At 67.4% G+C, this 15,759-nt stretch carries 20 protein-coding genes, 1 tRNA gene and 1 pseudogene; 16 read left to right on the forward strand and 6 right to left on the reverse strand.

The features are described from left to right. Positions 1-59 precede the first annotated feature (59 nt). From IE266_RS27050 to IE266_RS24595, 3 genes and pseudogenes are all read left to right on the forward strand, one after another. Positions 60-170 (forward strand): annotated as a pseudogene (locus IE266_RS27050) (transglutaminase-like domain-containing protein); the annotation flags it as partial. A gap of 538 nt (positions 171-708) precedes the next feature. Beyond that, complete coding sequence (locus IE266_RS24590; protein WP_189682786.1) at positions 709-915, forward strand: hypothetical protein; 207 nt, start codon at positions 709-711, stop codon at positions 913-915. Further along, the gene (locus IE266_RS24595; protein WP_229864470.1) at positions 915-1,637 is read left to right on the forward strand and encodes a nucleotidyl transferase AbiEii/AbiGii toxin family protein; all 723 of its coding nucleotides are present in this window, start codon (positions 915-917) and stop codon (positions 1,635-1,637) included. Before IE266_RS24590 ends, IE266_RS24595 begins: the two co-directional genes overlap by 1 nt. Positions 1,638-1,670: 33 nt before the next feature. On the opposite strand, the gene IE266_RS24600 is transcribed toward IE266_RS24595, so the two are convergent. Continuing rightward, positions 1,671-1,856 (reverse strand): hypothetical protein, encoded by a 186-nt coding sequence (locus tag IE266_RS24600; RefSeq protein WP_189682787.1) that lies wholly within the window; start codon positions 1,854-1,856, stop codon positions 1,671-1,673. Between the two features lie 95 nt (positions 1,857-1,951). On the opposite strand from IE266_RS24600, the gene IE266_RS24605 reads away from it, so the two are divergent. The 3 genes from IE266_RS24605 to IE266_RS24615 are packed head-to-tail and all read left to right on the forward strand — an operon-like array spanning position 1,952 to position 4,376. Then, positions 1,952-2,230 carry a DUF3489 domain-containing protein gene (locus IE266_RS24605; protein ID WP_189682788.1) on the forward strand — a complete coding sequence of 93 codons (279 nt, stop codon included), beginning with the start codon at positions 1,952-1,954 and terminating at the stop codon, positions 2,228-2,230. Positions 2,231-2,247: 17 nt separating this feature from the next. Next, on the forward strand, positions 2,248-2,703 hold the full coding sequence (locus IE266_RS24610; RefSeq protein WP_189682789.1) for a DUF2924 domain-containing protein: 456 nt from the start codon (positions 2,248-2,250) through the stop codon (positions 2,701-2,703). After that, positions 2,700-4,376: a recombinase family protein gene (locus IE266_RS24615; protein WP_189682790.1), complete on the forward strand. Its 1,677-nt coding sequence runs from the start codon at positions 2,700-2,702 to the stop codon at positions 4,374-4,376. Before IE266_RS24610 ends, IE266_RS24615 begins: the two co-directional genes overlap by 4 nt. A 187-nt stretch (positions 4,377-4,563) precedes the next feature. On the opposite strand, the gene IE266_RS24620 is transcribed toward IE266_RS24615, so the two are convergent. After that, positions 4,564-4,647: transfer RNA gene (locus tag IE266_RS24620), tRNA-Tyr, on the reverse strand. Between the two features lie 110 nt (positions 4,648-4,757). Between IE266_RS24620 and rlmB the strand changes: the two genes are divergently transcribed. The 3 genes from rlmB (at position 4,758) to IE266_RS24635 (ending at position 6,750) form a co-directional block, all read left to right on the forward strand. After that, complete coding sequence (gene rlmB, locus IE266_RS24625; RefSeq protein ID WP_189682819.1) at positions 4,758-5,546, forward strand: 23S rRNA (guanosine(2251)-2'-O)-methyltransferase RlmB; 789 nt, start codon at positions 4,758-4,760, stop codon at positions 5,544-5,546. A 109-nt stretch (positions 5,547-5,655) separates the two neighbouring features. Beyond that, positions 5,656-6,102, forward strand: a complete 447-nt coding sequence (locus IE266_RS24630; RefSeq protein ID WP_189682791.1) for a YHS domain-containing (seleno)protein — start codon at positions 5,656-5,658, stop codon at positions 6,100-6,102. A 177-nt stretch (positions 6,103-6,279) separates the two neighbouring features. After that, the gene (locus IE266_RS24635; RefSeq protein ID WP_189682792.1) at positions 6,280-6,750 is read left to right on the forward strand and encodes a CoA-binding protein; all 471 of its coding nucleotides are present in this window, start codon (positions 6,280-6,282) and stop codon (positions 6,748-6,750) included. A gap of 144 nt (positions 6,751-6,894) precedes the next feature. Here the strand turns inward: IE266_RS24635 and IE266_RS24640 are convergent, their stop codons facing one another. Both IE266_RS24640 and hisF read right to left on the reverse strand, forming a co-directional pair. Further along, on the reverse strand, positions 6,895-7,203 hold the full coding sequence (locus tag IE266_RS24640; protein ID WP_189682793.1) for a phosphoribosyl-ATP diphosphatase: 309 nt from the start codon (positions 7,201-7,203) through the stop codon (positions 6,895-6,897). After that, on the reverse strand, positions 7,200-7,961 hold the full coding sequence (gene hisF, locus IE266_RS24645) for an imidazole glycerol phosphate synthase subunit HisF (RefSeq protein WP_189682794.1): 762 nt from the start codon (positions 7,959-7,961) through the stop codon (positions 7,200-7,202). The genes IE266_RS24640 and hisF overlap by 4 nt, the downstream gene beginning before the upstream one ends. A gap of 73 nt (positions 7,962-8,034) precedes the next feature. Between hisF and IE266_RS24650 the strand changes: the two genes are divergently transcribed. The 3 genes from IE266_RS24650 (at position 8,035) to hisH (ending at position 10,659) form a co-directional block, all read left to right on the forward strand. Next, the gene (locus IE266_RS24650; protein ID WP_189682795.1) at positions 8,035-9,144 is read left to right on the forward strand and encodes a THUMP domain-containing class I SAM-dependent RNA methyltransferase; all 1,110 of its coding nucleotides are present in this window, start codon (positions 8,035-8,037) and stop codon (positions 9,142-9,144) included. Between the two features lie 221 nt (positions 9,145-9,365). Then, complete coding sequence (gene hisB, locus IE266_RS24655; RefSeq protein WP_189682796.1) at positions 9,366-9,953, forward strand: imidazoleglycerol-phosphate dehydratase HisB; 588 nt, start codon at positions 9,366-9,368, stop codon at positions 9,951-9,953. 70 nt (positions 9,954-10,023) lie between these two features. Beyond that, a complete protein-coding gene (gene hisH / locus IE266_RS24660) occupies positions 10,024-10,659 on the forward strand; it encodes an imidazole glycerol phosphate synthase subunit HisH (protein ID WP_189682797.1) in 636 nt (211 codons plus the stop codon). On the opposite strand, the gene IE266_RS24665 is transcribed toward hisH, so the two are convergent. Together IE266_RS24665 and IE266_RS24670 are read right to left on the reverse strand one after the other, a co-directional pair. Beyond that, on the reverse strand, positions 10,660-11,052 hold the full coding sequence (locus IE266_RS24665; protein WP_189682820.1) for a DUF2147 domain-containing protein: 393 nt from the start codon (positions 11,050-11,052) through the stop codon (positions 10,660-10,662). It abuts the gene before it with no gap. 73 nt (positions 11,053-11,125) lie between these two features. Continuing rightward, entirely contained in the window at positions 11,126-11,512 is a 387-nt protein-coding gene (locus tag IE266_RS24670; protein WP_189682798.1) for a DUF2147 domain-containing protein, read from the reverse strand. A gap of 132 nt (positions 11,513-11,644) precedes the next feature. On the opposite strand from IE266_RS24670, the gene hisA reads away from it, so the two are divergent. The 4 genes from hisA (at position 11,645) to IE266_RS24690 (ending at position 15,733) form a co-directional block, all read left to right on the forward strand. After that, complete coding sequence (gene hisA, locus IE266_RS24675) at positions 11,645-12,364, forward strand: 1-(5-phosphoribosyl)-5-[(5-phosphoribosylamino)methylideneamino]imidazole-4-carboxamide isomerase (RefSeq protein WP_189682799.1); 720 nt, start codon at positions 11,645-11,647, stop codon at positions 12,362-12,364. Positions 12,365-12,449: 85 nt separating this feature from the next. After that, entirely contained in the window at positions 12,450-12,689 is a 240-nt protein-coding gene (locus tag IE266_RS24680) for an Lrp/AsnC ligand binding domain-containing protein (RefSeq protein ID WP_189682800.1), read from the forward strand. A gap of 82 nt (positions 12,690-12,771) precedes the next feature. After that, positions 12,772-13,560: a cyclase family protein gene (locus IE266_RS24685; protein ID WP_189682801.1), complete on the forward strand. Its 789-nt coding sequence runs from the start codon at positions 12,772-12,774 to the stop codon at positions 13,558-13,560. 4 nt (positions 13,561-13,564) lie between these two features. Then, positions 13,565-15,733 (forward strand): thiamine pyrophosphate-dependent enzyme, encoded by a 2,169-nt coding sequence (locus tag IE266_RS24690; protein ID WP_189682802.1) that lies wholly within the window; start codon positions 13,565-13,567, stop codon positions 15,731-15,733. The last annotated feature ends 26 nt before the right edge of the window (positions 15,734-15,759 follow it).

Here is a 15,759-nt window from a genome sequence, read left to right on the forward strand (position 1 = left end):
CTTGGAACTTCCGAACCGCGTCAAGCCGCGCCGCGTAGGGGACCGCCGAGGCGCTTACGGCGAAGGCTACGCGCACCGCATCGCAGACCATGGCCGAGCGACAGGGTGTCTCCCGCGACTTTGTGCATCTCGCAATCGCTCTGTGTCGATGCATGAACATTCCGGCCCGCCGCGCACGTAGTGTGCCGTTTCCACTTGAGATGCTGCTCGGACTAGGGCCCCTTGCGAGATCGCCTACGATGCAGCGGCCGCCTTCTCGGATTCCTCAACTGGATTAATTGACGCTTCCGGCCCTTTGCGGACGTTCGGGCGACCATGGTTTTGCTGCGCTGCGGTCCGGCGAAGCCGACATTCGCCTCAGACGCACGGTCTTGATATTGCGGGAAGTCAGGAGTGCGGGACATATCCCAGCCATTCTTCGCAGGCGCTCGACCAATGCCGCGCCTGCCAAGGCATCCAAAGGACGGACCGAAGAGGGCCCGACGGGGGCGGCTGAGGCGGTTGTGGACGTTTCTGAGCGATCCTATATACGCACGACGGTTTGGGTTGTTCACCGCACATTGGCGGGATGTCGGTCGCAGCGCGCATCAAGCACATGGGTGTGCACGTGAACACAACGCTGACGTTCGCCTTGGAAAATCTTTGCAACTCCCGCAAAGTTACCTATATTTAACTGGTACGGATGATCATGCACCATCCGAGGATGATATGAACGTCAGAGTGAACCAATACCCGCAGCTACGCCAGCTATGCTGGAACCGTCCCGATGACGCAGTTGTGGACGGCGAAACTGCGCTTGCACTCTACGAGCGCAACTGGCGCTTTGTGGACCGTGACGCTATCACCCCCCGCGAACAGAAACTTCTGAATCGCCTTGTTGCTGTGCATGGCAACGGTCACTTGCTGACCGCTTGATGACTGGGCCGCAGTGTGCGGACCTGTTCCGGCGGCAACATCATAACGACATCCTTCGTGTCCTTCGCTGTCTGAACGGCAGCTTACTTCTCGACGCCGAGTGCTATTTCGGCGGCGGCACGGCGATTGTCCTTAACATGAATGAGTATCGCGAAAGCGTGGACATCGACTTCCTCTGCGCTTCTCAGGAGGGGTACCGGAAGCTCCGCCAAGCCCTGTGGGGCAGGTCTGATCTCGCCGGGCTCCTGCTCCCGGAGGCAGAGCTCAAAACACTGCGTGACGTTAGAACTGACCAATACGGCATCCGCACTCTGATCGGCGTGGGGGATGTACCCATCAAGTTTGAAATCGTCCGCGAGGCTCGAATCCAGCTCGCCGGCGAAATGGACGACCGCTTCGGCGTCCCCGTTCTCACGCGGGACTGCATGTATGCAGAGAAGCTACTCGCGAACGCCGATCGCTGGGCAGACAAGGCGGTTCTTAACCGCGACATTCTCGACCTTTCCATGATGATCTCGCGTTGGGGACGGATCCCTGACAGCGCGTGGACCATCGCCGAAGAAGCCTACGGCGACACTGCCCGCAAGGCGTACGACGAAGCAGTCGCACGCATCCGAAACACGGAGTGGCTACAGAAGTGCATGGCAGGTATGGCTATGGAACCCGAGCTCGAAGGCGAGATACTCGCCCAGCACGGTGGTCCGCTGGACCCCGAGTCGTGACGAATACTCAAGGTGCGTCATCGCACTCGCTGTTTATTTCGCACTCTCGGCTATCCACCAGGCAAATGTGGGTCTGCTTCGAGTGAGCGGGAAAGGCACGTTCGCTTCAGCAACGAAGGACCGCACCCCGCCCATTTTGCCGAATTCTGCCTCTTGGCCCACCTTCTCAATCGACTGGACTTCCAGTGCCACGCGAGCGCTACTGACGGTGTCGCGCATCGGTTCGCTCCGGTCTCGCGACTGCCCGGCCCTCCGGGCTTTGCCTGGTGCAAGCGCGCGGATTGTCCGCGCCGGAACCAGGTGGAGACCAGGCCATGACGAATTCCCAGAGCACGACCGCTGCCGCTGACGACGAGTGCCGGCAAATCTTTCGGGCGACCTTCGAGCCCATCGTTGGCACCGAGACAGGCAAGCAGGAACGCCTGCGCCGGATGCTCGCGCGCAAGGAGGGGGCAACGCTCGAACAGCTGTGCCTCGAGTTCGGCTGGCAGGCGCATAGTGCGCGGGCAGCAATCTCGGGGCTGCGGAAGGCCGGGCATCAGGTGCATCGGGAGAAGGGTGCGAGTGGCTCTGTCTACCGGCTGCGAGGCTGACCGACATGGCGAGGAGTGTGAAGCCCCACCGGGAGGCCGGTGCCGACATCGCGGCGCTGGAAGCTTCGAGTGCCGCCGATTTACGTCGCCTGTGGGCGGATCATCTGGGTGGGGCGCCGCCATCGACCTTTTCGGCACGCCTGATGCGATTGGCCCTGGCTTGGCGGATCCAGGCGGATCGCGACGGCGGCGAGAGTCCGGCGATCCGCAGGCAATGGCAGGCGGTGATGCGCCGTCGGGCAGCGGGGAGCAGTGCCAGGGAGGCGGTCGGCGGTCTGCGAAGCCCGGATGCGCAGACCGGCACCCGGTTGATGAAGGCTTGGCGCGGTGAGACACATGAGGTCATCGTCCTGGAGACAGGGGTTCTCTGGCAGGGCAGGACCTATGCCTCGCTCTCGGCGGTCGCGCGGGCGATGACGGGAACGCCACGCAACGGACCGAAGTTCTTCGGCCTGCGGGAGGGGACACGATGATCCGGCAGCGCTGCGCGATCTACACGCGGAAGTCGACCGAAGAGGGATTGGACCAGAGCTTCAACTCGCTGGATGCCCAGCGGGAGGCCTGCGCGGCCTATATCCTCAGCCAGCGGCACGAAGGCTGGTCGGAACTGCCGGACCGCTATGACGATGGAGGCTACTCGGGGGGATCGATGGAGCGTCCGGGGCTTGTTCGCCTGCTCGAGGACGTCAGGGCGGGACGGATCGACGTGATCGTCGTCTACAAGGTCGACCGGCTGACACGGGCGCTCTCGGACTTCGCGAAGATGGTCGAGGTCTTCGATGGGGCAGGGGTCTCCTTCGTCTCGGTGACGCAGGCCTTCAACACCACCTCGTCGATGGGGCGGCTCACGTTGAACGTGCTCTTGTCCTTCGCGCAGTTCGAACGGGAGGTCACGGCAGAACGGATCCGCGACAAGGTTGGCGCCTCGAAGCGCAAGGGCATGTGGATGGGAGGCGCCGTCCCAATGGGATACGACGCGATCGACAAGTGCCTCGTGGCCAACCCGCGCGAAGCCGAGGCCGTCCGGGTGATCTTCCGGGAGTATGTCAGGCTCGGCAGCGTGCCGGAGCTGATCCGGCGTCTCGAAGACCTTGGCATCGTCAGCAAGGTCAGGGCGGATCGCTACGGCCGAGTCAGTGGCGGAACGCCCTATTCCCGCGGGGCGCTCTATCACCTGCTCAGGAACCCGATCTACATCGGCAAGGTGCGCCATGGTCAGGCCCTCCATGCCGGCCAGCATGCCGCGCTGATCGACGATGCCACCTGGGCCGCGGCAAAACAGAGCCTCGACGCCAACGGGGGCGGTCGGATTGCCATGGAGCGGAAACCTGCAGCCCGCTGGCTGGACGGCGTCCTGTTCGATCAGCAGGGCCGGTCAATGAAGACCGACTATGCCTCGAAGAAGCTCGGTTCCTCCTCGGCCCGCAAGCGCTACTGGTACTATGTCTCACGCACAGAACATAACGCGACCGAGCCGAAACCCACCCGCCTGCCGGCGCAAGAAACCGAAACGGCGGTGTGCTGCGCGGTTGCGCGACTGCTCCAGGACAAGGCAAGACTTCTCGATGCGATCGCGACGGGCTGCGCCGGAACTCGAACGACCGTCCTGAAATGCGCGGAGACGTTGATCGAATCCCTTCAGAACGCCTCGGCCAGCGAACGGGACCAGCGGCTCTCGTCTCTGGTCCGCCGGGTCGACGTCCTTGAGGAGCACCTTCGGATCACGTTTGATCTTGATGGGACGCAAGAGCGCTCCTCGACGAGTTCGGAACAACCGCTCGTCTTTGACACGCCGTTCCGGATGAACCAGAACGGCCGCGCCCGCCCGATCGTGGTGCGCACGGGCCTTGGCGAGGCCAAGCCGGATGCGGATCTCATTGCACTCGTTGCCGATGCGCGCAGGTGGATGAAGGAGCTGACGGACGGGAGCGCCACCTCGATTGCGGCGATCACCGAACGGGAGGGATTGCGCAGCGGCAGTGTCAGCCGCATCCTTCCACTCGCCTGGCTCGCACCGGATATTGCCGCCGCAATCCTGGCCGGACATCAGCCCGCCGAGCTGTCGGCCAAACGGCTGAGAGACCTGCCGGACCTCCCCCTGGACTGGACCACGCAACGCCTCGTCCTGGGATTCCCGGCACGCTGATACCCCTTCGGGAATAGCTCAAGACCTCACGCGAAATCGGGCCACAGAGACTTTTGCCGGAAACGGCCGAAAGCCGGCCCGACAGAGACGTCTCTGCGCGAAATCCACAGCAGATATGTCCGGCAACCTCCTGAAATGACGCAGTCTCTCCCTTGGAGGGATATCTACCGAAAATCGAGGGGGTGGATGGTGGGCGACCCTGGAATCGAACCAGGCGTGCGTCTCCGCGAGGGAGTTACAGTCCCCTGCCACACCTTGCGGCCTGTCGCCCACACCCCTTGTGCATTGCACCCGGAGTGGAGGCGTGATTACTAGCGGGCCTGAGGGGCGTCAACAGGAAAATCCGGAGCCTTGCAGAGAGATTTCGCGGAGGCGGTGATGGTGAAGAAACCCAAATGGGTCGTCGAGAAGGAACAGGCCAGGAAAGCGGCGGCGGCAGAGACCGTCTGGCTCTTCGGCCTGCACGCGGTGCGCGACGCGCTGATGAACCCGCGCCGCGAGAAGCTGCAGCTGATGGTGACGCCCAATGCGCGCGACAAGCTGGCCGAGGCGATCGAGGCGGCCCGAATCGATCCGGAAGTTGTCGACCCCCGCAAGTTCGCCGCCCCGATCGACCCCGGCTCGGTGCACCAGGGCGCGGCGCTCGAGGTCAAGCCGCTCGACTGGGGCCGGCTTGCAGATGTCTGCATCGGCGCCGCCACGCCCCGCGTCGTGCTGCTCGACCGCGTCACCGACCCGCATAACGTCGGCGCCATCCTGCGCACCGCCGAGGTCTTCGGCGCCAGCGCGGTGATCGGCACCCGCCACCATTCCGCCCCCGAGACCGGGGCGCTCGCCAAGGCGGCCAGCGGCGCGCTCGAACGCCAGCCCTACCTGCGGGTCAAGAACCTCGCCGAGGCGATCGAGGAACTGCAATCCATCGGCTACCTCGTGCTCGGCCTCGCCGGCGAGGCGACGCAAAGCATCGAGACCGCTCTCGAAGGGCGGCGCGACCGCCCGGTGGCGTTGGTGATGGGGGCCGAGGGGCCGGGCCTGCGCGAGAAGACCCGCGAGACCGTCGACGAGCTGGTCCGAATCGACGCCGCCGGCGACTTCGGCTCGCTCAACGTCTCCAACGCCGCCGCCGTGGCGCTCTATGCCGCCCGCCCGCCGCGCGCCGCGGGGGTGTGAGTCAAAGATCACAGGGCCGTGCGCAACGGATCACATCGGCGTATGCCGTCTTTCTGATATATATCTCTCCTCCTATTGTCTGGGCATCCATCGTTCCGGAGCCCCACCCATGATCCTGCGCCGATCCGTCCTGGCCTGCCTGGTCGCGGTCCTGCTGCCGCTGGCCGCGCTGGCCGACCAGCCGATGATCTACGCCCGCCACGGCAAGGCGGTCGGCGGCTACGACGTGGTGGCCTATTTCACCGAGGGCAGGGCGGTGAAGGGCGAGATGCGCTTCAACGTGATGTGGAAGGGCGCGGTCTGGCTGTTCTCCAGCATGCGCAACCGCGAACTCTTCGAGGCCAACCCGCGCGCCTACGCGCCGCGCTACGGCGGCTACTGCGCCTATGGCATGGCGCGGGGAGAGGTGATCGCCTCGGCCCCCGACGCCTGGGCGATTCGCGACGGCCGCCTCTACCTGATCCACAACCGCGACCTGATGGGCCGCTGGGAAAGCGACGCGCCGGGCGAGATCGCGCTCGCCAATGCCAACTGGCCGGGCGCGCTGCGCAACTGAGCGGCGAATCACAGATTTGCGAGCGGGTCTTTTTTGCGGCCAGGTGGCACCTAAATACATCACGAGCATGGGCCGGAACGCCCGTCGCTCATATTACTGTCCCTCGTTCCGCACCTGGCGCCCTCGGTCCCATCCGAGGGCGCTTTTTCTTGTCCTCCGGGCTGCTATGCTGGGGTCATGCCAGACTACAGCGACGACCTCCTGACCCGGACCCTCAAGCGCGCCCGCACCATCGCGGTGGTGGGCGTCTCGACCAATCCGGTCCGCCCGAGCTATTTCGTGGCGCGCTACCTCACCCTCAAGGGCTACACGGTCATCCCGGTGAACCCCGTCAGCGAGGGCGAGATGCTCTTCGGCCGCCGGATCGTGGCGCGGCTCTCTGACATCGCCGAGAAGGTCGACATGGTCGACATCTTCCGCCGCTCCGAGGCGGTGCCCGAGATCGTCGACGAGGCGCTCGCCGCCTTTCCCGACCTGCAGACCATCTGGATGCAGATCGGCGTGGAACACGCCGAAGCGGCGGCAAAGGCCGAGGCGCGCGGCGTCACGGTGATCCAGAACCGCTGCCCCAAGATCGAATACCAACGCCTCTTCGGCGAACTGCGCATGGGCGGCTTCGCCACCGGGGTGATTTCCTCGAAACTCTGAGTCCTGCCGTCCGGCGCAGCGGACAGGCAGCATCTGGAGTATTTGTGAAAGAGAAGAAGCAGCAGGCCGCGCCCCTGATTTCTCTTCTTTGACAAATACTCCAAAGCCCAAGGCCCCGCCGCCGCGACGGCGGTCAGGGGCGGCTTAGCGGCTGGCCTTCTCGGCGATCCCCGAGGTGCCCTCGCGCCGCTCCAGCTCGGCCAGCACATCGGCCAGCGCGACATCGCGCGCGGCCAGCATGACCAGCAGGTGATAGAGCACGTCCGCCGCCTCGGCGGTCAGCCTGGCCCGGTCGCCCTTCACCGCCTCGATGATCGCCTCGACCGCCTCCTCGCCGAACTTCTCGGCGCATTTCTCCGGGCCCTTGGACAGCAGCTTGGCCGTCCAGCTCTCCTCCGGATCGGCGCCGCGGCGCGCCGCCACGGTGGCGGCCAGGCGCTCCAGCGCGCTCATATCAGCCTCATCGGAATGCCGGCGGCGGCCATATGCGCCTTGGCCTCGGCGATGGTGTAATCGCCGAAGTGGAAGATCGAGGCGGCGAGCACCGCGCTGGCATGGCCCTCGCGCACCCCGTCGACCAGGTGGTCGAGCGTGCCGACCCCGCCCGAGGCGATCACCGGGATGCTCACCGCATCGGCGATGGCGCGGGTGAGGGGCAGGTTGAACCCGGCGCGGGTGCCGTCGCGGTCCATCGAGGTCAGCAGGATCTCGCCCGCGCCCTTGGCGGTCACGGTGCGCGCGAATTCCACCGCGTCGATGCCGGTCTCGCGGCGCCCGCCGTGGGTGAAGATCTCCCACTTGCCCGGAGCCACGGTCTTGGCGTCGATCGCCACCACGATGCACTGGCTGCCGAAACGGTCGGCGGCCTCGGCCACCACGTCGGGCCGCGCCACGGCGGCGGAGTTGAAGCTCACCTTGTCCGCGCCGGCCAGCAGCAGGTCGCGCACGTCCTCGACGGTGCGCACGCCCCCGCCCACGGTCAGCGGAATATAGCACTGCTCGGCGGTGCGGGTGACCAGGTCGAACATCGTGCCCCGGTTCTCGTGGGTGGCATGGATGTCGAGGAAGCAGAGCTCGTCCGCCCCCGCCGCGTCATAGGCGCGCGCGGCCTCCACCGGATCGCCGGCATCGCGCAGATCGACAAAGTTGACGCCCTTGACGACACGGCCGTCGGCGACATCGAGGCAGGGGATGATGCGGGTCTTGAGCATGCCCGCCTTATGGCGCGGATCGTGGCCGCGCGAAAGGGGTCGCTTGCGCCGGACGGGCGGGGTATGAGGCGCGATGGACACTGATTTCGAGATTTTCCTCGTCGCCCTGCCGGGGCTGGAACCCTGGCTCGCGGCCGAGGCCCGTGCCGCCGGTTTCGCCGGGGTCAGCGAACAGCCCGGCGGCGTCGCCCTGCGCGGCGGCTGGGCCGAGGCCATGCGCGCCAACCTGAGCTTGCGCGGCGCGGTCCGCGTGCTGCTGCGCTTCGCCAGCTTCCGCGCCATGCACCTGGCCCAGCTCGACAAGCGGGCGCGCAAGGTCGACTGGGCCGCGGTGCTGCGCCCGGACGTGCCCGTCAAGGTCGAGGCGGTCTGCCGCGCCTCGCGGATCTACCATCACAAGGCGGCGGCGCAGCGCATCGGCCGCGCCATCACCGAAACGCTGGGCGCGCCGCTCTCCGAGGAGGCCGAACTGCGCATCCTCGCCCGCATCGACGACGACCTCTGCACGCTCTCGATCGACACCTCGGGCGAACCGCTGCACCGGCGCGGCCACAAGGAGGCGGTCGGCAAGGCGCCCCTGCGCGAGACCATGGCGGCGATGTTCCTGGCCGAATGCGGCTTCGACGGCAGCCAGACGGTGGTCGACCCGATGTGCGGCTCGGGCACCTTCGTGCTCGAGGCCGCCGAGATCGCCGCCGGCCTGATGCCCGGCCGCAGCCGCGCCTTCGCCTTCGAGCAACTGGCGACCTTCGACCCCGCCGCCTGGGCCGCGCTGAAGCAGCCCGCCCCGGCCCGGACGCCCGATCTGCGCTTCCACGGCTCCGACCGCGACCAGGGCGCGGTCTCCAGCGCCCGCGCCAATGCCGCCCGCGCCGGCGTCGCCGACTGGTGCCGCTTCGAATGCCACGCCGTCAGCGCGGCCGAGCCGCCGCCCGGCCCGCCCGGCCTCGTCATGGTGAACCCGCCCTATGGCGCCCGCATCGGCGACCGCAAGTTGCTCTTCGGCCTCTACGGCGCGCTGGGCGGGGTGCTGAAGGAACGCTTCCGCGGCTGGCGCCTCGGCATGGTCACCTCCGACAGCGGGCTCGCCAAGGCAACCGGCCTCGCCTTCCTCGACCCCGGCCCGCCGGTCGCCCATGGCGGCCTCAAGGTAACGCTCTGGCGCACTGCGCCCCTCCCTTAGGGCGCGCGGGGGCCACCGGCGCCGATTGAGTATTTGTGAAAGAGAAGAAGCAGCAGGCCGCGCCCCCGGCTTCTTCTCTTCAAAAATACTCCCCGCTGCCCTGAACGCCGCCGCCACGTCAGGGGTCGCCGCGGTCACAGCGCACGCAATTCGCCGCGCGCCCGCCTTGGAATGGCCGCGCGCGGACCGTATAAGGCGCGCAACCAGAGGGACAGGAACCGATGCGCAAGGCCACCATCACCCGCAAGACCGCCGAAACCGACATCTCGGTCGAGATCAACCTCGACGGCAGCGGCGCCTATGACAACCAGACCGGGGTGGGCTTCTTCGACCACATGCTGGACCAGCTGGCCCGCCATGCGCTGATCGACATGACGGTGCGCGCCACGGGCGATCTGCACATCGACGATCACCACACCGTCGAGGACACCGGCATCGCGCTCGGCCAGGCGCTGGCAAAGGCGCTGGGCGACAAGCGCGGCATCCGCCGCTACGGCGAATGTCGGCTGGTGATGGACGACGCCCAGGTGGTCTGCGGCCTCGACCTCTCGGGGCGGCCCTTCCTGGTCTGGAACGTCGAGATGCCCACCGCCAAGATCGGCAGCTTCGACACCGAGCTCGTGCGCGAGTTCTTCCAGGCCCTCAGCACCCATGGCGGCATCACGCTGCACCTCGACAAGGTCCATGGCTTCAACAGCCACCACATCGCCGAGGCCGCCTTCAAGGCGGTGGCCCGCGCCCTGCGCCAGGCGGTCGAGACCGATCCGCGCAAGGCCGATGCGGTGCCCTCGACCAAGGGCACGCTCTGAGACCTTCCGCCCGCTTGGCACGGGCGGCGATCTCGCCTAATCCACTGCCGAACTGCGAAAGGCGCCCCCCATGCTGACCGTCATCATCGACTACGAGAGCGGCAACCTGCACTCGGCCGAGAAGGCCTTCCAGCGCATGGCCGCCGAGACCGGCGCCGGCCAGGTCATCGTCACCGACAGGGCCGAGGACGTGGCCCGCGCCGACCGTATCGTGCTGCCCGGCGACGGCGCCTTCCCGGCCTGCGCAGCCGCGCTGCGCCGCTCCGGCTGCTTCGAGGCGATGGTCGAGGCGGTGGAGCGCAAGGGTCGCCCCTTCCTCGGCATCTGCGTCGGGATGCAGCTGATGGCCCGCCTCGGCCACGAATACGAAACCGTCGAGGGCCTCGGATGGGTCGACGGCGAGGTCGAGCGGATCGTCCCTTCGGACCCGGCGCTGAAGGTGCCGCACATGGGCTGGAACGACCTGGTTATCGACCACCCCCACGCCGTGCTCGATGGCATCGCCACCGGCGATCACGCCTATTTCGTGCACTCCTACCAGATGCGCATGGCCGACCCGGCGCAGCGCATCGCCCATGTCGACTACGGCGGCGATGTCACCGCCATCGTCGGGCGCGACACCATGATCGGCTTCCAGTTCCACCCCGAGAAGAGTCAGGCCGTCGGCCTGCGCCTGATCGGCAACTTCCTGCGCTGGACACCCTGATCACTTCACCCGGGTCCAGGTCTGCGACATGCAGATCGGCCCGGAGCAGCCATGCACCTGCAGCCGGTCGCCCAGCAGCCGGATCGACCCCGGATACTCGCGTTTCAGCATCGGCACCCAGGCGCGGCCGCGATAGTGGCCCTGCTCGTCCTCCCACATGTCCCAGAACACCCGCTTGCCGACATTGGGCGTCCAGATCTCGGCGCCGGTGCGGTCAAAGGCCTTCTCGACCGTGCCGCAGAGCGCCGGCCCGCAGGCATGGGCCCGGATATGCGCGTAGCCGCCCTTGCGGTCGGGTTGGGTCAGCCAGACCCCCTCGGGCGAGGCGGCCCGCGCTGTCGGAGCCGCGACAAGCGCCACAGCGGCGAGCGCCAGGCTGAGGAGCGGAAACATCTGTATCACGACACATCTCCCGGCGGCGGGGTGTCCCGGCCGCGCCGAGTCGCGCAAACGGAAAGGCCCGCGCCTATTTCACCCGCGTCCAGGTCTGCTTCGAACAGATCAGACCGCCCATTACACAGCCCGACATCGCCAGCGAATTGCCCGACAGCTGCATCTTGCCGGTATAGACCTTGTCGTTCGAGGGGCGCCAGACCTGGCCGGCATAGCTGCCGTCGCCATTGGGCACCATGTCGATCACCACCTTCTTGCCCAGGTTCGGCGACTGGTATTCGCCGCCATCCTTGAAGGTCTTGAGGAAGGTGCCGCAGATCGCCGCGCCGCAGGGGCCCATCTCGACATGCGCATAGCTGCCCGCGTCCGGCTCGGTCTGCCAGATGCCCTCGACCGGATCGGCCCATGCCGCCCCGCCCATCGCCAGGGCCGCAACCGCACCCAGAACCAACCGTTTCATGTCAAATTCCTCCCGTTTTGCAGCCAGCTTCGCAGCGGGGGGCGAGTCGGACAAGCTTGACCTCGGGGCGCGTTGCAATTGCCCGGATCCTTGTGCCATATCGCGCCGATCCGCCAAGGAAGGAACCGGCCCATGATCCTCTATCCCGCCATCGACCTGAAAGACGGCCAGGCCGTGCGCCTGCTGCGCGGCGAGATGGAGAAGGCCACCGTCTTCAACGACGACCCCGCCGCCCAGGCCCGCGCCTTCGCCGAGGCCGGCTGCGAGTGGATCCACCTCGTCGACCTCAACGGCGCCTTCGCCGGCACCCCGGTCAACGCCGCCCCGGTCGAGGCGATCCTCGCCTCGGTCAAGGTGCCCTGCCAGCTGGGCGGCGGCATCCGCGACATGGCCACCATCGAGAACTGGCTCAAGCGCGGTCTCGCCCGGGTGATCCTCGGCACCGTGGCGGTCGAGAACCCCGACCTCGTGCGCGAGGCGGCGCGGGCCTTCCCCGGCCAGGTCGCCGTCGGCATCGACGCCCGCAAGGGCCGGGTGGCAACGCGGGGCTGGGCCGAGGAAACCGAAGTCATGGCCACCGATCTCGCCCGCTCCTTCGAGGACGCCGGCGTCGCCGCGATCATCTACACCGACATCGACCGCGACGGCGCGATGCAGGGGCCGAACATCCCCGCGACCGAGGCGCTGGCCCGCGCCGTCTCGATTCCGGTGATAGCCTCGGGCGGCGTCAGCCGCATGGACGATCTCATCGCCCTGCGCGACACCGGCGTGATCGCCGGCGCCATCTCGGGCCGCGCGCTTTATGACGGCGCCATCGACCTGGCCGAGGCGCTCAAGGCGCTCGCCGGCTGAGCCAGCCGCGAAACCGGGCAGGGGGATTGCAAGGCCTCCCCCGCCATGCCAGCTTGGCGACGACAGAACGAGGCCCCCGACAGACATGAGCACCTGCGTCTTCATCCAGATCCGCTGCAAGCCCGGCACCACCTACAAGGTCGCCGAGGACATCGCCCTGCGCGAAATCCACTCCGAGCTCTACTCGACCTCCGGGGAATACGACCTGCTGATGAAGCTCTACATTCCCGCCGACGCGGATGTCGGCAAATACATCAACGACCACCTGCTCGACATTCCGGGCATCGAACGCTCGCTCACCACGATGACCTTCAAGGTCTTCTGAGCGGCACATTCGCGTCGCAAAGATGCTTGCGCCCCTGCTGAAATGACCTAGGCTCGCCTGCGGAACACGCGGGGAGGCGGGGATGGATACGGCGGCTTTGCTGGCACAGGTGGGGCAGGGGCTGCTCGGCGGCGCGATCCGGGTGGTCGATCTCAGCGCCAGACTCGGCCCCGAGACGCCGATTCTCAAGCTGCCCCCCGAGCTTGCCCGCGACACCCCCCAGGTCGAGATCCACCGCATCAGCGAATATGACGCCGACGGCCCCTTCTGGGCCTGGAACTGGCTCAAGCTCGGCGAACATTCCGGCACCCATTTCGACGCGCCGCACCACTGGATCACCGGCAGGGACCACGCCGAGGGCTTCACCGACACGCTGGACCTCGCCCGCGTGGTCGCCCCGGTGAACGTGATCGACTGCTCGGCCGAAGCCGCCGCCAACCCCGATTTCCTGCTGACCGCCGAGGCGGTGCAGGAATGGGAGGCCGAACACGGCGCGATCGGCGCCGGCGAATGGGTGGTCATGCGCACCGACTGGGACGCGCGCGCCACCTCCGAGGCCGCCTTCCTCAACGCCGACGACACCGGCCCGCATTCGCCCGGCCCGACGGCGGCGTGCATCGAATACCTGCTCTCGCGCGGCATCGTCGGCTGGGGCACCCAGTGCATCGGCACCGATGCGGGGCAGGCGGGTGGCATGACCCCGCCGTTCCCCGCCCACAACCTGCTGCACCGCGACAACTGCTTCGGCCTCGCCAGCCTCTGCAACCTCGACCAGCTCCCCCCGAAAGGGGCCATCCTGATCGCCGCGCCGCTCAAGCTCGCCCGCGGCACCGGCTCGCCGATCCGCGCCCTCGCGCTAGTCGCCGGCTAGGCACATGGCCGAACGCTCGTTCCGCAAGGAGGTCGAACAGCTGCGCATCGGCGCCGGCCAGACCTTCCGCGGCGAGGGCATCCTCGCCATCACCAAGGCGCTGCTGGAAAACCGCGTCGGCTATGTCGGCGGCTACCAGGGCGCGCCGATCTCGCACCTGATGGACGTGCTCGCCGACGCCGAAGAGCTGATGGGCGAACTCGGCATCCGCTTCGAGGCCAATGCCTCCGAGGCCGCCGCCGCCGCCATGCTGGCCGCCTCGGTCCACTACCCGATCCGCGGCGCGGTCACCTTCAAGGGCCCCGTCGGCGTCAACGTCGCCTCCGACGCGCTCGCCAACCTCGCCTCGGGCGGGGTGACCGGCGGCGCGCTGGTGATCGTGGGCGAGGACTATGGCGAAGGCTCCTCGATCATGCAGGAGCGCAGCCACGCCTTTGCCACCAAGTCGCAGATCTGGCTGCTAGACCCGCGCCCGAATTTGCCCTCGCTGACCCGCGCCGTGCGCTATGGCTTCGAACTCTCCGAAGCCTCGAACACCCCCGTGATGATGCTCATGCGCATCCGCTCCTGCCACGTCCACGGCAGCTTCACCGCGCAGGACAACGCAGCCCCGCCGCTCACCGTCAGGGAGGCCCTCGCCAACCCGCGCCGCGACACCCGGCGTATCGTGCTGCCGCCCTATTCCTACCTCCACGAGAAGGAAAAGATCGAGAAGCGCCTGCCCGCCGCGCTCGACTACATCCGCGCCAACCGTCTGAACGAGCGTTTCGGCCCCGACGAGGGCCGCGTCGGCATCGTCCTGCAGGGCGGCATGTACAACGCCGTGATCCGCGCGCTCCAGCGCCTTGGCCTGGCCGACCTGCACGGCGAAACCCAGGTGCCGCTCTACGTGATGAACGTCGCCTATCCGGTTGTCGGGGATGAGTTTCTCGACTTCTGCACAGGCAAGGACGCGGTGCTGGTGGTCGAGGAAGGCCAGCCCGACTACCTCGAACAGGCCTTCCGCGCCGTCCTGCACAGGGCCGGCAACCACGAGACCCTGCTCTCCGGCAAGGACGTGCTGCCGATGGCCGGGGAATTGACCGGCCGCGTCATGCTCGAAGGGGTCGAGAGCTTCCTGCGCCAGCACGCGCCCGACCTGCTCCCCGCTGACCGCCGCGCGCCGAACCAGCCGAAACAGCCCTTGCCGATCCCCGACCTGTTCAAAGCCGTGCCGATGCGCCCGCCCGGCTTCTGCACCGGCTGCCCCGAGCGGCCGATCTTCGCCGCCATGAAGCTGGTGGAAGAGGAATTCGGCCAGCACCAGATCTCCTGCGACATCGGCTGCCACCTCTTCTCGATCATGCCCCCCTTCGAGATCGGCGGCACGACCATGGGCTACGGCCTCGGTCCCGCCTCCAACGCCGCCTTCGACGGCGGCGGCGACAAGCGCCCGATCTCCATCATCGGCGACGGCGGCTTTTGGCACAACGGGCTCAACTCCTCGATCGGCAATGCCGTCTTCAACAAGTCCGACGGCGTCACCATCGTGGTCGACAACTACTATTCCGCCGCCACCGGCGGACAGGACATCCTCTCTTCCCGCGCCGAGAACAGGTCGAAGGCGACCAAACACGCGATCACCAAGGCCGTGGAAGGCGTCGGCGTGACCTGGGTGCGCCAGATCGACCGCACCTATGACGTCGCCCGAATGCGCGACACGCTGAAAGAGGCGCTGACCACCCCCCACGAAGGCCCCAAGGTCATCGTCGCCTCGTCGGAATGCATGTTGAACCGCCAGCGCCGCGAACGCCCACTGCGCGAGGCCGCCATCAGGGAGGGCCGCCGCGTCGAAAAGCCGAAATTCGGCGTCGACGAGGAGATTTGCACCGGCGACCACGCCTGCATGCGCCTCTCGGGCTGCCCCTCGCTGACGCTGAAGATGCCCGACGACCCGCTGCGCGACGATCCCGTCGCCCATATCGACACCTCCTGCGTCGGCTGCGGCAATTGCGGCGAGGTGGCCGATGCGGCGGTGCTCTGCCCCTCCTTCTACCGCGCCGACCTGGTCCACAACCCCGGCCGGCTGGAACGCTGGTGGGCCGACCTCAATACCCGCGCCATCGCCTGGCTGCAACGCCGCCGCGAGGGCAGGCGACTGGCCTGGGACGAGGGTGTGGAGGCGGCGGAATGACCCGGCGCACCCCCTCCCTCTCCCTC

The organism is Seohaeicola zhoushanensis, from assembly GCF_014656415.1.
Classification (GTDB): domain Bacteria; phylum Pseudomonadota; class Alphaproteobacteria; order Rhodobacterales; family Rhodobacteraceae; genus Seohaeicola_A; species Seohaeicola_A zhoushanensis.

Bases quoted from the DNA above. Each gene is read 5' to 3' on its own strand.
- hisH (WP_189682797.1), top strand. From the start codon at position 10,024: ATGCTGACCGTCATCATCGACTACGAGAGCGGCAACCTGCACTCGGCC.
- IE266_RS24665 (WP_189682820.1), bottom strand. From the start codon at position 11,052: ATGTTTCCGCTCCTCAGCCTGGCGCTCGCCGCTGTGGCGCTTGTCGCG.
- IE266_RS24680 (WP_189682800.1), top strand. From the start codon at position 12,450: ATGAGCACCTGCGTCTTCATCCAGATCCGCTGCAAGCCCGGCACCACC.
- IE266_RS24595 (WP_229864470.1), top strand. From the start codon at position 915: ATGACTGGGCCGCAGTGTGCGGACCTGTTCCGGCGGCAACATCATAAC.
- hisA (WP_189682799.1), top strand. From the start codon at position 11,645: ATGATCCTCTATCCCGCCATCGACCTGAAAGACGGCCAGGCCGTGCGC.
- IE266_RS24635 (WP_189682792.1), top strand. From the start codon at position 6,280: ATGCCAGACTACAGCGACGACCTCCTGACCCGGACCCTCAAGCGCGCC.
- IE266_RS24630 (WP_189682791.1), top strand. From the start codon at position 5,656: ATGATCCTGCGCCGATCCGTCCTGGCCTGCCTGGTCGCGGTCCTGCTG.
- IE266_RS24670 (WP_189682798.1), bottom strand. From the start codon at position 11,512: ATGAAACGGTTGGTTCTGGGTGCGGTTGCGGCCCTGGCGATGGGCGGG.
- IE266_RS24640 (WP_189682793.1), bottom strand. From the start codon at position 7,203: ATGAGCGCGCTGGAGCGCCTGGCCGCCACCGTGGCGGCGCGCCGCGGC.
- IE266_RS24650 (WP_189682795.1), top strand. From the start codon at position 8,035: ATGGACACTGATTTCGAGATTTTCCTCGTCGCCCTGCCGGGGCTGGAA.
- IE266_RS24615 (WP_189682790.1), top strand. From the start codon at position 2,700: ATGATCCGGCAGCGCTGCGCGATCTACACGCGGAAGTCGACCGAAGAG.
- IE266_RS24690 (WP_189682802.1), top strand. From the start codon at position 13,565: ATGGCCGAACGCTCGTTCCGCAAGGAGGTCGAACAGCTGCGCATCGGC.
- hisF (WP_189682794.1), bottom strand. From the start codon at position 7,961: ATGCTCAAGACCCGCATCATCCCCTGCCTCGATGTCGCCGACGGCCGT.
- IE266_RS24590 (WP_189682786.1), top strand. From the start codon at position 709: ATGAACGTCAGAGTGAACCAATACCCGCAGCTACGCCAGCTATGCTGG.
- IE266_RS24600 (WP_189682787.1), bottom strand. From the start codon at position 1,856: ATGCGCGACACCGTCAGTAGCGCTCGCGTGGCACTGGAAGTCCAGTCG.
- hisB (WP_189682796.1), top strand. From the start codon at position 9,366: ATGCGCAAGGCCACCATCACCCGCAAGACCGCCGAAACCGACATCTCG.
- IE266_RS24685 (WP_189682801.1), top strand. From the start codon at position 12,772: ATGGATACGGCGGCTTTGCTGGCACAGGTGGGGCAGGGGCTGCTCGGC.
- IE266_RS24605 (WP_189682788.1), top strand. From the start codon at position 1,952: ATGACGAATTCCCAGAGCACGACCGCTGCCGCTGACGACGAGTGCCGG.